General features: G+C 71.9%; 14 protein-coding genes. 10 read left to right on the top strand and 4 right to left on the bottom strand.

All coding sequences use genetic code 11. The features are described 5' to 3' along the window. Window positions 1–117 precede the first annotated feature (117 nt). The 3 genes from ACNYC2_RS26235 to acs form a co-directional block, all read right to left on the bottom strand. A complete protein-coding gene (locus tag ACNYC2_RS26235; RefSeq protein WP_419707909.1) occupies window positions 118–2,373 on the bottom strand; it encodes an RNA degradosome polyphosphate kinase in 2,256 nt (751 codons plus the stop codon). A 318-nt stretch (window positions 2,374–2,691) separates the two neighbouring features. Continuing rightward, window positions 2,692–3,669: a mycothiol synthase gene (gene mshD / locus ACNYC2_RS26230; protein ID WP_419704569.1), complete on the bottom strand. Its 978-nt coding sequence runs from the start codon at window positions 3,667–3,669 to the stop codon at window positions 2,692–2,694. 70 nt (window positions 3,670–3,739) lie between these two features. After that, the gene (gene acs / locus ACNYC2_RS26225; protein WP_419704568.1) at window positions 3,740–5,770 is read right to left on the bottom strand and encodes an acetate--CoA ligase; all 2,031 of its coding nucleotides are present in this window, start codon (window positions 5,768–5,770) and stop codon (window positions 3,740–3,742) included. A 180-nt stretch (window positions 5,771–5,950) separates the two neighbouring features. Here acs and ACNYC2_RS26220 point away from each other — a divergent pair, with 180 nt between their 5' ends. After that, window positions 5,951–7,042, top strand: a complete 1,092-nt coding sequence (locus tag ACNYC2_RS26220) for an NADH:flavin oxidoreductase/NADH oxidase (RefSeq protein ID WP_419704567.1) — start codon at window positions 5,951–5,953, stop codon at window positions 7,040–7,042. Window positions 7,043–7,579: 537 nt separating this feature from the next. Here the strand turns inward: ACNYC2_RS26220 and ACNYC2_RS26215 are convergent. Further along, entirely contained in the window at window positions 7,580–8,410 is an 831-nt protein-coding gene (locus ACNYC2_RS26215; protein ID WP_419704566.1) for an HAD family hydrolase, read from the bottom strand. Window positions 8,411–8,663: 253 nt separating this feature from the next. On the opposite strand from ACNYC2_RS26215, the gene ssd reads away from it, so the two are divergent. The 9 genes from ssd (at window position 8,664) to ACNYC2_RS26170 (ending at window position 15,019) form a co-directional block, all read left to right on the top strand. Continuing rightward, window positions 8,664–9,452 carry a septum site-determining protein Ssd gene (gene ssd / locus ACNYC2_RS26210; protein ID WP_419704565.1) on the top strand — a complete coding sequence of 263 codons (789 nt, stop codon included), beginning with the start codon at window positions 8,664–8,666 and terminating at the stop codon, window positions 9,450–9,452. Further along, a complete protein-coding gene (locus tag ACNYC2_RS26205) occupies window positions 9,449–10,609 on the top strand; it encodes a TadA family conjugal transfer-associated ATPase (protein WP_419704564.1) in 1,161 nt (386 codons plus the stop codon). Before ssd ends, ACNYC2_RS26205 begins: the two co-directional genes overlap by 4 nt. Next, window positions 10,603–11,751: a type II secretion system F family protein gene (locus ACNYC2_RS26200; protein ID WP_419704563.1), complete on the top strand. Its 1,149-nt coding sequence runs from the start codon at window positions 10,603–10,605 to the stop codon at window positions 11,749–11,751. Before ACNYC2_RS26205 ends, ACNYC2_RS26200 begins: the two co-directional genes overlap by 7 nt. Before the next feature lie 150 nt (window positions 11,752–11,901). Next, window positions 11,902–12,123, top strand: coding sequence for a DUF4244 domain-containing protein (locus tag ACNYC2_RS26195; protein WP_419704562.1), 222 nt, complete (start codon window positions 11,902–11,904; stop codon window positions 12,121–12,123). 3 nt (window positions 12,124–12,126) lie between these two features. After that, window positions 12,127–12,471, top strand: coding sequence for a TadE family type IV pilus minor pilin (locus ACNYC2_RS26190; RefSeq protein WP_419704561.1), 345 nt, complete (start codon window positions 12,127–12,129; stop codon window positions 12,469–12,471). Then, a complete protein-coding gene (locus ACNYC2_RS26185) occupies window positions 12,468–12,878 on the top strand; it encodes an Rv3654c family TadE-like protein (protein WP_419704560.1) in 411 nt (136 codons plus the stop codon). Before ACNYC2_RS26190 ends, ACNYC2_RS26185 begins: the two co-directional genes overlap by 4 nt. 54 nt (window positions 12,879–12,932) lie before the next feature. After that, entirely contained in the window at window positions 12,933–13,913 is a 981-nt protein-coding gene (locus ACNYC2_RS26180; protein WP_419704559.1) for an ABC transporter ATP-binding protein, read from the top strand. Beyond that, entirely contained in the window at window positions 13,910–14,782 is an 873-nt protein-coding gene (locus tag ACNYC2_RS26175) for an ABC transporter permease (protein ID WP_419704558.1), read from the top strand. Before ACNYC2_RS26180 ends, ACNYC2_RS26175 begins: the two co-directional genes overlap by 4 nt. Window positions 14,783–14,785: 3 nt before the next feature. Then, the gene (locus ACNYC2_RS26170; RefSeq protein ID WP_419704557.1) at window positions 14,786–15,019 is read left to right on the top strand and encodes a helix-turn-helix transcriptional regulator; all 234 of its coding nucleotides are present in this window, start codon (window positions 14,786–14,788) and stop codon (window positions 15,017–15,019) included. The last annotated feature ends 3 nt before the right edge of the window (window positions 15,020–15,022 follow it).

Genomic DNA, 15,022 nt, shown 5'->3' with positions numbered 1-15,022 from the left:
CCGGAGCGACGGCGCCAGACGAGCCCCCCCGGCGGTCATGACGACCGGGGTGTGCAGACCCGCGGCGGGGGGAGGCCGCCGTCGTCGGACCGGTGCCTACCACCGACCGCCGTCCCGTCACCGGACCGGCTCGAGCCGACGGCGCTGCCGCTGGATCAGGACCGCCTGCAGGTCGCGGAGGCCGTTGCTCTCCGCACCCGCGTTCGGACGCTCCCAGCTGCCGTCGGGCAGGAGGTGCCACGACGCCGTCGTGTCGGCCATGGACTCGTCCAGCAGGCCGAGGATCTCGCCCACGTGGTTCGGGTCGGAGATCCGGATGAGCGTCTCGACCCGGCGGTCGAGGTTGCGGTGCATCAGGTCGGCCGAGCCGATGAACACCTCGGGACCGGACTCCGGCCCCTCGGCGAGCGCGGGGCCCACGGAGTTGGCGAACGCGAAGAGGCGCGAGTGCTCGAGGAAGCGGCCCAGGATGGACCGCACCCGGATGTTCTCGCTCAGCCCGGGCACGCCCACGCGGACGGCGCAGATGCCGCGCACGACGAGGTCGACCTGCACCCCCGCCTGGGAGGCGCGGTAGAGGGCGTCGATCACGGTCTCGTCGACGACCGAGTTGATCTTCATCTTGACCCAGGCCTCGTGGCCGGCCCGGGCCGCGGTCGCCTCGCGCTCGATGCGCTCCACCAGGCCCGAGCGGACGGCGCGGGGCGCCACGAGCAGGCGGTGGAACGTCGACTTCGGTGCGTACCCGGAGAGCTGGTTGAAGAGCCGGGTCAGGTCCTGGCCGACGTCCGAGTTGCACGTCAGCAGGCCGTGGTCGGTGTAGAGGCGCGCCGTCTTGGGGTGGTAGTTGCCCGTGCCGACGTGGCAGTAGCGCAGCAGCGAGCCGTCCGGCTCCTGGCGCACGACGAGCGACAGCTTGCAGTGCGTCTTGAGGCCCACGATGCCGTAGACGACGTGGACGCCCGCCTCCTCGAGCTTGCGGGCCCAGGAGATGTTGGCCTCCTCGTCGAACCGGGCCTTGATCTCGACCAGGGCCAGGACCTGCTTGCCGGCCTCGGCGGCGTCGATCAGGGCGTCGACGATCGGCGAGTCGCCCGACGTCCGGTACAGGGTCTGCTTGATCGCCAGCACGTGCGGGTCGGCGGCCGCCTGCTCGAGGAACGTCTGCACGCTCGTCGAGAAGCTGTCGTACGGGTGGTGCAGCAGGATGTCCCGCCGGCGGATCGCGGCGAACACGTCGGTCGGCTTGGAGCTCTCGACCTCCGCGAGGTGACGGTGCGTCGAGGGCACGAACGGCGGGTAGTGCAGCGACGTCAGGTCGAGGTCGGCGATGAGGTTGAGGCCCGTCAGGTCCAGCAGCGCGGGCAGCTCGTAGACCTCCTCGTCCTTGACCCCGAGCTCGCGGACGATCAGGTCGCGGATGCGCGGGCTGATGTCCTTCGCGATCTCCAGGCGCACGGGCGGCCCGAACCGGCGCCGGAGCAGCTCCTTCTCCATGGCCTGGAGCAGGTTCTCGGCGTCGTCCTCCTCGACGTCCACGTCCTCGTTGCGGGTGACGCGGAAGGTGTGGTTCTCGCGCACCTCCATACCGGGGAACAGGTAGTCGAGGTGCTGCGCGATGACCTCCTCGAGCGGCACGAACGAGAGCGGCCCGCGCTGCGGGTCGGCCTTCTTGGTGCCGGGACGGCGCGGCTTGCCCGACGCGTCCACCGCGATGAAGCGGGGCAGCAGCGGCGGCACCTTGACGCGCGCGAAGTGCTCCTTGCCCGTCGCCGGGTTCGCGACCACCACCGCGAGGTTCAGGCTCAGCCCGGAGATGTAGGGGAACGGGTGGGCCGGGTCGACCGCGAGCGGGGTGAGCACCGGGAAGATCTGCTTGCGGAAGAACTTGTGCAGGCGCTCCTGCTCCTTGGTGTCGAGCTCGCCCCAGTGCACCAGCGTGATGCCCTCGCCGGCCAGCGCGGGCTGCACCTCGTTCTCGAACACGCGCGCGTGCCGCTCCATGAGCTTGTGCGCCTCGTCCGAGATACGGGACAGCGCCTGGCGCGGGCCGAGACCGGAAGCGCTCGTGACGGCGATGCCGGTCGCGATGCGGCGCTTCAGGCCGGCCACGCGCACCATGAAGAACTCGTCCAGGTTGGACGCGAAGATCGCCAGGAAGCGGACGCGCTCCAGCAGCGGGATCCGGGGATCCTCCGCGAGCTCCAGCACGCGCTGGTTGAAGGCGAGCCAGCTCAGCTCCCGGTCCGCGAACCGGTCGACGGGCAGCGGCCCGCCGAGCACCGGGTCCAGCAGGCTGGTGCCCTCCGGGCTCTCCGCGATGTGCTCGGCGATGTGCGCGGCCAGGCTCGCGTCCAGGGAGTGCGGGTCCATGATGTCGTCCGCAGAGGCGCCCTCCGGAACGGGCACGGGCGCCGGTGCCGGCACCGGCGTGGGCGACGGACCGGCGGCCTGCTTGGTCTTCTCCGCCACCTCGGCGGCCGCCAGTCTGTCCGCGGTCTTCCCGGGGCGGTCCCGGTGTCCGTCGGGCCCGCCGTTCATGCTCTCGGTGCTTGTCGTACGAGGGCTCTGCTTCATGAATCGGCCGTTCTTGTCCCTGGTCCTGGCGGAGGTGTTCCCAGCACTGTCCTTCATGTCGTTCATGGTGTCACCGTTCGGTACACAGTGGGTGACGCTCTCGCAGAGCGTTCGTCACGGGCGGGCATACTGAACGTGTACTGCGGCCCGGGTGAACCCGGACCGCTCGTACGTCGCGAGAGCTGGCGCGTTGTCCCCCTCGACGTACAGCACGGCGCGCGTAGCGCCGGTCCGTGCGAGGTGCGTCAGCCCGACATCCGTCATCAGCCGGCCCAGGCCCTTGCCCTGATGATCGGGGTCCACACCGAGGACGTAGATCTCGCCGTCGCGGGCGCCGTCCGGCTTGCCCGGCTCGACCTTGGTCCACTGGAACGCCACGGGATCGGCGTCTGCCGTTCCCTCGGCGGCATCCTCGCCCGTGCCCTCGGGCACGAGCAGGAAGAAACCCTCGGGGTCGAACCACTCCTCGGCCTGGCGTGCGCGCAGGTCGTCGAGGGTCATCCGGCCCTGCTCCGGATGGGTCGCGAACGCGCGGGCGTTGACGCGGAGCCACGCGTCGTCGTCCACTCCGGGGCGGAACGTGCGCAGGCGATAGCCGGCGGGCGCGGTGGGTAGCTCCGGCGCTGCGGACCGCTCGAGGGGACGGGCCAGGAAGAGGAGCTCACGCACCGGGCGCAGGCCCGTCGCCCGGGCGAAGCCGCGGGCTGCCTCCAGGTCGCCGTGCGCCCAGACCCGCAGCTGCTTGCCGTGCTGGCCCGGCTCGCCCGAGCGGGACGGGAGCGTCGCGTCACGTTCCGCGGTCTTCAGGAGCATGCGCCCTCGGCCACCCAGACGGTGGTCCGGATGGATCACCAGCTCAGCGCTCGCGGTCTCGCCCGAGCGGTCGACCTGGACGTAGCCGATGGTGCTGCCCGACGTGGTGTGGGCCACGACGTGCGTGATCCACTCCGCGTCCGTCCCCAGGTTGAGCAGCGGCTGCTCGGAGAGCGGCGCTACGCCGTCGTGGGACTCGGCTGCGGCCGCCAGGTCTCGGACGGCCTGCTGGGCGTCGGCGTCGAGCGGGCCGATCTCGATGGGGGCAGCGATACGCATACGCCCATCTTCTCCCGATGGTCGAGCTTGTCGAGACCGCGGCCTCGACAAGCCCGACCGGCGGAAGGGGTCAGTCCTCCGAGGCGGCCGACGGCGCGGCCAGGCCCGCCGTGATCAGGTCCATCACCGAGGAGTCGGCGAGGGTGGTGGCGTCGCCCACCGCCCGGTCCTCGGCGACGTCGCGCAGCAGGCGGCGCATGATCTTGCCGGACCGGGTCTTGGGCAGCTCCTGCACCACGAGGATCTTCTTGGGCTTCGCGATGGGGCCGATCTCCTTGCCCACGTGGTCGCGCAGCTCCTTCTGCACCTCGGCGGCGCCCTCCTGCGTCGACGCCCGGCTCGCGTGGGTGCCGCGCAGGATCACGAACGCGACGACGGCCTGTCCGGTCGTCTCGTCGTTCGCGCCGACGACGGCTGCCTCCGCCACGATCGGGTTCGACACGAGCGCCGACTCGATCTCCGTGGTGGACAGGCGGTGGCCGGACACGTTCATGACGTCGTCCACGCGGCCCAGCAGCCAGATGTCGCCGTCCTCGTCCTTCTTGGCGCCGTCGCCGGCGAAGTACAGGTTCTCGAACCGCGACCAGTACGTCTCCTTGTAGCGCTCCAGGTCGCCCCAGATGCCGCGGAGCATGGACGGCCACGGCTCGGACAGCACGAGGTAGCCCCCGCCGCCGTCCGGCACGGGCTTGGCCTCGTCGTCGACGACCGTCGCGACGATGCCGGGCAGCGGGACCTGGGCCGAGCCGGGCTTGGCCGCGGTGACGCCCGGGAGCGGGCTGATCATGATGGCGCCGGTCTCGGTCTGCCACCAGGTGTCGACGATCGGTGTCCGGTCGCCGCCGATGACGCGGCGGTACCACATCCACGCCTCGGGGTTGATGGGCTCGCCCACCGAACCGAGGACGCGCAGGGAGGAGAGGTCGAACCCGCCGGGGATGTCGTCGCCCCACTTCATGCAGGTACGGATCGCCGTCGGTGCGGTGTACAGGATCGAGACCTTGTACTTCTCGATGAGCTCCCACCAGCGGCCGCGGTGCGGGGTGTCGGGCGTGCCCTCGTACAGGACCTGGGTCGCGCCGTTCACGAGCGGCCCGTAGACCACGTAGGAGTGGCCGGTGACCCAGCCGACGTCAGCGGTGCACCAGTAGACGTCGGTCTCCGGCTTGAGGTCGAAGACGTTCTTGTGGGTGTAGGCGGCCTGCGTGAGGTAGCCGCCCGTGGTGTGCAGGATGCCCTTCGGCTTCCCGGTGGTGCCGCTCGTGTACAGGATGAACAGCGGGTGCTCGGCCTCGACGGCCACGGGCTCGTGCACCGGGTCCGCGGCGGCCAGCGCCTCGTGCCACCACACGTCGCGGCCCTCTACCCAGTCGACGTCCTGCTTGGTGCGCTGGACGACGAGCACCTTCTGGACGGTTGTCGCCTCGGCGCCGTCCTTGGGCGCGAGGGCCTCGTCGACGGCCGGCTTGAGGGCCGACGGCGCGCCGCGTCGGAAACCGCCGTCGGCGGTGATCACCAGCGTGGCCTCCGCGTCGGCGATCCGGCTGCGGAGGGCGTCCGCCGAGAAGCCACCGAACACCACGGAGTGCGCGGCACCGATGCGGGCGCAGGCCAGCATGGCCACCACGGACTCGACGAGCATCGGCAGGTAGATGACCACGCGGTCGCCGGTCCGCACGCCGAGCGTGGTCAGGGCGTTCGCCGCACGGGACACCTCCTGCTGCAGGTCGGCGTACGTGACCGTGCGGGTGTCACCGGGCTCGCCCTCGAAGTGGATGGCGACGCGGTCGCCGTTGCCCGCCTCGACGTGGCGGTCCACCGCGTTGTACGCGGCGTTCAGCGTGCCGTCCGCGAACCAGCGTGCGACGGGGGCGCCGCTCCAGTCGAGGGTCTCGGTGAACGGCGTCTTCCAGGACACGAGCTCCCGGGCCTGCTCGGCCCAGAACCCGAGGCGGTCCGCCGACGCCTTCTCGTACAGGTCGGCCTTCGCGTTCGCCTGAGCCGCGAACTCCTCGCTGGGCGGGAAGCTCCGGGTCTCGTGCAGCAGGTTCTCGAGGCTGGGGCTGGATGCCGAGCCCGACGTCGGGTTGGTGTCTGTCACGGTGACCTCCGGTGCGCGTCTTCGCGTTCGTCTCAGGCAGGTGCTTGGTACTGCCTTGACGTCTCTCTGGTCGGTGAGTGTAGTCCCGGACGGTGACAGTCCTCACAATCCCGTGTCACCACCTGAGACGCCGGCCGGCCACCCGGAATTGCCCGGGGAGCGGCCACGTTGGGGGCTGGCGTGAGTCTCCTCTTCGAACCGATCACCCTCCGCGAGCTGTCGCTCCCCAACCGGGTCTGGCTGTCGCCGATGTGCGAGTACTCCGCGTCGGACGGCATGCCGAACGACTGGCACCTCGTGCACCTGGGTTCGCGCGCCGTCGGTGGGTTCGGGCTCGTGCTGACCGAGGCGACCGCCGTCGTCCCGGAGGGCCGGATCTCGCCTCAGGACACGGGCATCTGGAACGACGAGCAGGTGGTCGCCTGGAAGCGCATAGTCGACTTCGTGCACGAACGCGGGGGCCGCATCGGCATCCAGCTCGCGCACGCGGGGCGCAAGGCGTCCACCTTCCGTCCCTGGTCCCCGCTGCAGGGCACCGTCCCGGCGCCCGACGGCGGCTGGCCGACCCTCGGCCCGTCGCCCACCCCGTTCCCGGGGCTCGACACCCCGGCGGAGATGTCCGCAGAGCAGGTGGCCGACATCCCGGAGCAGTTCGCCGCGGCCGCCCGCCGCGCCCGCGAGGCGGGTTTCGACACCGTAGAGGTGCACGCGGCGCACGGATACCTGCTCCACCAGTTCCTGTCGCCGCTCGCGAACTCCCGTACCGACGAGTACGGCGGGTCGCCGGACGGGCGCTCGCGGCTCGTCGAGGAGACGGTCGGCGCGGTGCGGTCCGTCTGGCCGGACGAGCTGCCGGTGCTCGTGCGGCTGTCCGCTACCGACTGGCGCGACGACGGCCTCGGGGTCGACGACGTCGCGGCGGTCGCCGGTCGCCTGGGCACGCTGGGTGCGGACCTGATCGACGTGTCGACGGGCGGCGCGGCGCCGGCGAAGATCGCCGTCGGGCCGGGTTACCAGGTCCCGTACGCGCGCCGCGTACGGGAGGCCACCGGGCTGCCGGTGAGCGCCGTGGGGCTCATCAGCGAGCCGGCCCGGGCCGAGCAGATCCTCGTGGAGGGTTCGGCGGACGCCGTCATGCTCGGTCGCGAGGCGCTGCGTGATCCGTACTGGCCGCTGCGAGCGGCGCACACGCTCGGGGAGAAGATCGGGACTCAGCCCGTGGAGTCCGGGGCGGGAACGCAGCCGCAGTATGCGCGCGCGCAGTGGCGGTGACCTGCTGCGGGGCTGTGGGCTGAACGCGATTCCTGTGCCTGCGGCGTTTTCAACGCCGGGAGGAATACGAGCGTGGTGATTCTTTTCCAGCGAGTGTGCATTCCGCGAAACGATTCGCCGTGCGGCCGGGCTCCTCGCAATTTCCGTTCGCGATCCGGAAGTGCGAGGGCCCGGCCACTGCGGTGGCGAGATCTCGGTCTACGAGTACGACGTCCGGGAGCATCCTCAAGCCGGATGTCGCTCTCACCAGCTGGGCGGGGTGACCGTGCGCTTCGCTTGCTGTCCGATCAGGTCAACACCCTTTCGGTACCCAGAGCACGGTCCCTTCCGCCCTGAATGCTTGCTGTGAACACAATCACACTGCCTTCAGCTAACAAAAGCAACTGGAGCGGACGCATCTTCACAATTGCCAATTCCTGTCATGTTGGCAATTGGCTGCGAAAATATTTGGCCTTACCTTGGCTTGACCTGATGGGGTGGTCCCGGCGACCTTGACCCGTGAAGCGTGGGGACCGGGTGATGTGTACGCCTCGGTGGTCAGCTGCGACGCGAGCGGCGTCGGGCCGCACGCCAGATCAGCCAGGCGGCGACACCCACTGCTGCCAGGCCGATCACCGCGATGACAGGGACCGGCTCGATGCGAGGGCGCAGCGCGATCGGCCGGGTGAACGCGAGGACGCCCCAGCCGGACTGGGCCGCCCGCCGCTTCAGGACGCGGTCCGGGTTGACCACGTAGGCGTGGCCGACGGCGGCCAGCATCGGGGCGTCCGTGATGGAGTCGGAGTAGGCGAAGCTGCCGGCGAGGTCGTACCGCTCCTGCACGGCGAGCCGGCGAATGCCCACCGCCTTGTTGGCGCCGTAGTTGTAGAAGTCGATCTTGCCGGTGAATCGCCCGTCCGCGACGCTCATCTGGGTGGAGAGCACGTGGTCCGCGCCGAGCGCGGCGGCGATGGGCTCGACCAGCACGGCGGCCGACGCCGACACCACGACCACGTCCCTGCCCGCCGCGTGATGCTCGGCGATGAGCTCGACCGCCTCCGCGTAGACGTACGGGTCGATGAGCTCGTGCACCGTCTCGGTGACGATCTGCCGGACCTTCTCCACGTCCCAGCCCGTCACGAGCGACGACAGATGTGCGCGCATCCGCTCGGTCTGGTCGGCGTCGGCGTTGCCGATCATGAAGACGAAGTGGGCGTAGGCGCTGCGCAGCACGTCGGCGTGCGAGAGCAGCCCGCCCGCCAGGAACGGCTTGGAGAACGCCGCCGACGAGCTCGTGGCGATGATCGTCTTGTCGAGATCGAAGAACGCGGCCGTGCGCGGGGCGTGCGACGTCGGTCGAGTGGCGATCTGGGGAACCTGCTCGGTCACGCGACGAGCCTAACGGCGCCGCCCGTCCAGGGAGTTCACCAGCGGGGTGTGCCGCAGCTCGGATGAAACCCGTCAGCCCGTTCCGCAGACCCTGGTCACGACGGGACGGGGGAGCGAGCCCGACCACAAGCAGCAGTTCCCACGATCTGTGCACAGCGAAGCAGCCCGGGGCATCCCGGCCCTGCGCCGAACGCCCAACCTGGTTCCGGAGCCCGGCAGACAGCCCGGGACGGTCCGGACGATGGAGGCGGCGATGGTCAGCACAGTGGGCGGCGGGGTACCGGAGCCGGGGCGGGTGATCGGCGTGGTCGGCGCGTGCGGCGGAGCGGGCACGTCAGTGGTGGCCGCATGCGTGGCCCACGGCTTGCGCCGGGGCGGGGAACGAGCAACGCTCGTCGACCTCGACGCGCACGGACCGGGCACGGACCTACTTCTGGGGGCTGACGGCGGGCGCGGCGCCCGCTGGCCGGACCTGGTCGAGGCGCGTGGCGAGGTCGAGGGCGCCGGGGTGGTGGCCGCGCTGCCTCGCTGGGGCAGGGTGCCGGTGCTGAGCGGTACGGCGTCGGGTGCGCCACCCGAGGACGACGTGGTGCTCGACGTCTGCCGCGGGTTGGTACGGGCGGGCGAGTCCCTGGTGCTCGACCTGCCGCGGCCGGGTGCCTGGGCCTCGGTCACCCGGCGGGGCAGGGGCGCCGCCGCCGAGGCGCCGGGCAGCGACGGTCTCGCCGTGCGCACCCTGCTGGCCGGCTGCGACACGGCACTGCTCGTGGTGCCGCTGACGCTGCCCGCGATCATGGGTGCGGGGCGGGTGCGCGACACGCTGCGGGGTGCGGGCGTACCGGACGTGCGGTTGGTGGTGCGGGGTCCGGCGCCTGGCTCGGTCGACGAGGAAGACGTGTCGGCCGCGCTGGGGCTGCCGGTGGCGGCGGTGATGGGTCGCGACGCGGGGTTGGCCCAGGCGATCGAACGGGGCGAGGGGCCGGCGATGTCGCGCCGGGCCAACCTCGGCAAGTTCGCTGCCGACGTGTCGGGCGCGCTGTGAGCGCGCCGGTCGGTGAGCTCTCCCTGCTCGACGACGTCCGCGCGCGCCTCGCGACCGGCCGCACCGGCGCGGGAGCTGCTGTCCGCGACGCCGTGCGGGACTCCGGGCGGGTGCTGGGGTCCGATGCGCTCCGGGACCTGGAGGACGCCGCCCGCGCCGAGCTCACCGGCGCCGGCCCGCTGCAGGCGCTCCTCGACGCACCCGACGTCACCGACGTGCTCGTCAACGGACCGGACGACGTGTGGATCGACAGGGGCGCAGGGCTCGAGCGGGTCCCCATGAACCTCGGTACGGCTGCCGAGGTGCGAGGGCTGGCGGTCCGGCTCGCCGCCCTCGGCGGCCAGCGGCTCGACGACGCCTGCCCGACCGTCGACGCGCGTCTGCCGGACGGCACCCGCCTGCACGCGGTGCTGGAACCGCTCGCCGAGGCCGGTGCGGTGATCTCCTTGCGAGTGCTGCGCACCCGCGCGTTCACGCTCGACGAGCTGGTGACCGCCGGTGCGCTGCCGGGCCGGTGGGCGGGCCTGCTGCGCGCCCTGGTGCTGCGGCGAGCGAACATCCTGATCAGCGGCGGCACGGGCACGGGAAAGACCACGCTGCTCGCCGCTCTGCTCTCCCTGGTGCCTCACGACGAGCGCGTGGTGACCGTCGAGGAGGCCCGCGAGCTGCGGCCGACGCACCCGCACGTGGTGCACCTTGCCGCTCGTCGCGCCAACGTCGAGGGGGCAGGAATCGTGAGCCTCGCCGACCTCGTGCGGAACGCGCTGCGCATGCGGCCGGACCGCATAGTGCTCGGCGAGTGCCGCGGAGCCGAGGTCCGCGAGGTCCTCATGGCCATGAACACGGGGCACGACGGCGGCTTCGCGACCCTGCACGCCAACGCCGTGGCAGTGGTGCCCGCCCGGCTGGAGGCGCTCGCGGGTCTGGCGGGGATGACCCGCGAGGCGGTGGCCGCGCAGGCCGCCGGCGCCCTGGACGTGGTGCTGCACCTCCGCCGGTCGAACGGCGCTCGATACCTGGCGGAGATCGGTCTGGTGGGTCGCGGGCCTGGCGGCGAGCTGGAGGTCCGCACGGTCGCTCGGTGGGACGGCGGAGACGGCGGCGCGATCGAGCCGGACGCGTGGCGCGAGCTGGTGGGCAGGTACGGGCCGTGGTGAGCGTCGTGGAGTCGTACGGCGTGGGGCTGCTCGTCGCACTCGGTGCCTGGCTGGTGCTGGCACGTGGCGGCCGCCGGTTGCGGGAGGTCCTCGTACCGCCGGCCTCAGGAGCTGAACCGGGCACCGGTGGCCGCACCGGCACGCTCGCCGGCGTCGCGCCCGGGCCGGACTCGACCTCCGCGGCGCGACAGGGCCGTCGGTTCCGGGCCGAACGCGGCCCGGGCGGCGACGTCCGGGTGGTCGTGATGCAGGTGGTGGCGCTGCTCAGGGCGGGATCGTCGCCGGGGGCGTCGTGGTCGCGCGCGGTAGGCGTGGGCGTGGACCTCACGGGTGTGCCCGACGTCGACGGCCTCACGCGGGTGCTCGGCGCGCGGCACGCGGAGGCAGTGGTCGCGGCCACCCGGCTCGCGCTCGACGTCGGCGCGCCGCTCGGCCGGGTCCTCGAACAGGTCGCCGGGACGCTCGTCGCGGAGGCAGAGTCGAGAGCTGAGCGGGAGGCGGCCCTCGCCGGGCCCCGGACGACGGGGCGGCTGCTCATGTGGCTGCCGATCGTCGGCGGGCTGCTCGGATGGGCGCTCGGCGCGGACCCCGTGGGTACGGCCACGGACGGCGGCATCGGCAGCCTGGCCGTGGGGGCGGGGCTGATGCTGCTCGTGGCCGGCCGGGTCTGGTCGGACCGGCTGGTGGCCGCTGCAGGCGGCGCCGACCGGCCAGGCGTGGACGTCCAGGTGGTGCTGGAGCTGGTGGCCGCCGCGCTGCGGTCCGGTGCCGGTGTCCCACGAGCGCTGAAAGCCACCGGCGCGGCTGTCGGTGGAGCCGACGGGGTGGTGCTCACCAGGGCGGGGCACGCCCTCGTGCTCGGGGCGGCCTGGGAGCGCGCCTGGACCGGTGTCTCCGGGGAGCTGGACCCGATGGTCCGGGCCCTGCGCGGTGCCTGGCTGGACGGCGCCGCACCGGGCGAGGCGCTCCGGGCTGCCGGCGAGGAGGTGCGGCACGAGCGGAGGGCCGGCGCGCGGACCGCTGCCGCTCGGCTCGGAGTGCGGCTCGTGCTCCCGCTGGGTACCTGCTACCTCCCCGCGTTCGTGCTGGTCGGCCTCGTGCCCGTGCTGCTGGCGCTCGGCATCGACCTGCTCGCCGGCTGAGCCGACGTCGGGCAGGGATCAAAAAGCTTCGGCGCGCTCAGGCGCCGGCGCCGTCCGCCACATGGCGGACGGGACCCGCTGTGCGGGTCATGAGAAGACGGCCCGCTGTGCGGGCTAGGTTGCCCGGAAACGGGCGGAGACGGAGAAGACATGACAACGACGAAGACCGCTGTGGCCTGCCCCGAACCGGACGACGGGCCGCAGGCGGAGGCCGACGACCGCTGGTCGGAGCGAGGGCTGGCTACCGCCGAGTACGCCATCGCGACGATCGCGGCCGCCGGGTTCGCGGGAGTCCTGATGGTCATCCTGCGGGGCGGAGACGTGAAGTCGATGCTCACGTCGCTGGTCCAGTCGGCGCTCTCGATCGGCTGACTCATGACGGAGCGTGGGTCGGAACGGGGCACGGTGACGGCGGAGCTGGCCATCGGGCTGCCCGTCGTGGTGCTCGTGCTCGTCGCCGTGCTCACCCTCGCGGCCGCGTCCACGGCGCAGATGCGCGCCATGGACGCGGCCCGCGCGGGAGCGCGGGCACTGGCGATCGGGGAGCAGGGGCCGGCGGTGAGCGCGGTGGTGGCCAGGGTCGGCGGTCCTGAGGCGGAGCTGGCGCTCGCGCACGAGGGCGGATGGGTACGCGTGACGGTGACGAGGCCGGTGGCAGGCGGCTGGTTGTCGGGGACGCTGCGGGCCACGGGCGCGGCGACGGCATGGGTGGAGCCGTGAGCACCGAGCGATGCTCCGAGCGGTCCCCCGAGCGATCCGAGCGTGGAGCCGGAACGGTGCTCGTGCTCGGAGTCATCGCCGCGATCCTGGTGCTCGCGTTCGGGATCGCCGCTCTCGGCGCTGCCCAGAACGCGCGCGGGGCGGCGCAGACCGCGGCGGATCTCGGCGCGCTCGCCGGCGCGACCGCGCTGCGGGACGGCTTCGATCCGTGCGGGACGGCAAGGACCGCCGTGGCGCGCAACGGCGCGACGGTCGCCGCCTGCGAGGAGCTCGGCGGAGGCGTGGTGCGGGTGGTCGCGACACGGGTCGCGGCAGGTCCGGGTGGTGCCCTCGGCGAGGCGCGGGCGAGTGCGCGGGCCGGACCCCGAGCGGGTGATCCTGGCGAACCCGGTGCAGAAAGGGAGTGACATGCGTTCAGTACGACTCGTAGTATTCCTGCTATGAGAAGTACGGAAGATGCGATGAGCGCGCGGAACGCACCTCCGCCGTCGGGCGATGTGGCGCTCGACGTGCGCGACCTACGAATGCGATACGGGACGAAAGACGTGCTCACGGGGGTCTCGTTCGAGGCGTACCGGGGAGAGGTCCTCGCCCTGCTCGGCCCCAACGGGGCCGGCAAGACCACCACCATCGAGATCCTTGAGGGCTTCCGCATGCGGTCGGCCGGCGAGGTGTCGGTGCTCGGACAGGATCCGGCGCACGCTGACGAGGCATGGCGCGCGCGGCTGGGTGTGGTGCTCCAGTCGTGGCGGGACCACGGCCGCTGGCGGGTCCGGGACCTGCTCGGGTATCTCGCGCGGTTCTACGGCCCGTACTCGACCCCCGAGGTCAAGCGGCCATGGGACGTCGAGGAACTGATCGGTGTGGTCGGCCTCGCGGAGCACGCCAATGTGAAGGTGCAGAAGCTGTCCGGAGGGCAGCGCCGCCGCCTGGACGTGGCGATCGGCATCGTCGGGCGGCCTGAGCTCGTCTTCCTCGACGAGCCGACGGCGGGCTTCGACCCGCACGCCCGCCGGGAGTTCCACGACCTGGTGCACCGCCTTGCCGACTTCGAGAACACGACGGTCCTGCTCACCACGCACGACCTGGACGAGGCAGAGAAGCTGGCCGACCGGATCCTCGTGCTCGACGAGGGCACGATCGTCGCCAACGGGTCCGCGGAGCAGCTCGCCCGCGAGCTGACCACTCAGGCGGAGGTCCGCTGGATGTCCGAAGGACGCCGGCACGTGCACGCCGTGACCGAGGGCGACCCGACCCAGTTCGTCCGTGAGCTCCTGACGCACGATCCGGGGGCCACCGAGCTCGAGGTCAAGCGAGCGAGCCTCGAGGACACGTACATGTCGCTCGTCCACCGGGCCGAGAGCGACCCTGTCCGCCGGACCGAGCGGACAGGAGCGGCAGAGACAGAGCAGACCGAGCAGACCGAGGAGGCGCAGTCATGACCACGCCAACGTCCACCCCGACCGACGTGCGATGGGCGGCCGTGCGGGCAGGGCTCTCCCGCGGCTGGCTCGAGACCAAGTACTCGCTCCAGGAGCCGGGCGACGTCATCTGGATCATCGCCTTCCCGGTGATCTACGCGGTCGTGCTGCTGTTCATGCGCGGCAGCACCGTGCCCGGAACCGACTTCGCGCTGGGCGCCATGGTGCTGCCCAGCCTGGTCGGCATGTCGATCGCGTTCGGTGGACTGACCGGACCCGCCAGCACCATCGCGGTCGACCGCGAGGACGGGACGCTGCTGCGCGCGAAGGCCACACCCAACGGGATGATCGGCTACCTCGTCGGCAAGATCCTGCTGTTCGCGCTGACCACGCTCGTGAGCCTCGTCGCGCTGGTGATCCCGGCCTTCACGGTCGCGGGCGACCTGCGGCTGGATGCCCGTACCGGCGTCCTGCTGGTGCTGATCTTCGTGGTGGGGATGGTCGCGACGGTCCCGATCAGCGTGGCGCTCGGGTCACTGTTCAAGACGGCGTCCCAGACCGGGCTGCTGTTCCTCGGGTCGATGCTCCTGATCGTGCCGTCGGGGATCTTCTACCCGATCACGGCGCTGCCCGAGTGGCTGCAGTGGGTGGGGCAGGCGTTCCCGTACTACTGGCTCGGGCTCGGTGCCCGGTCGGCGATGCTCCCGGAGGCCATGGTCACGGCGGAGATCGGGGAGTCGTGGCGCACGGTCGAGATGTTCGCGGTGCTCGGGGTCTGGGCGGTCGTGGGTATGGTGCTCGCGCCGATCGTGCTCCGCAGGATGGCCAGGCGCGAGTCGGGCTCCACGGTCGCGGCGGCACGAGAGCGCTACATGACCAAGGGGTACTGAGTGGTGGCAGAGCAGACCGACGTCGTCCATAACCGCATAGCGATGCTGCGTGCCGAGCGGGGCATCTCGCGGCGTGAGCTGGCGGAGGCGCTCGGGGTGCACTACCAGACGGTCGGGTACCTGGAGCGGGGTGAGTACAGCCCGTCGCTGTTCCTCGCGCTGCGCATCGCCGAGTACTTCGACGTCGCCGTCGAGGTGGTGTTCTCGACGTCCCCGTTCAAGCGCCTGGGCGAGTAGGAC

Origin of the sequence: Promicromonospora sp. NFX87, assembly GCF_048564965.1 — a bacterium.
Taxonomy (GTDB): domain Bacteria; phylum Actinomycetota; class Actinomycetes; order Actinomycetales; family Cellulomonadaceae; genus Promicromonospora.
Note: the sequence above shows the minus strand (reverse complement) of the source record. Positions and strands in the feature narration are given on the sequence as shown.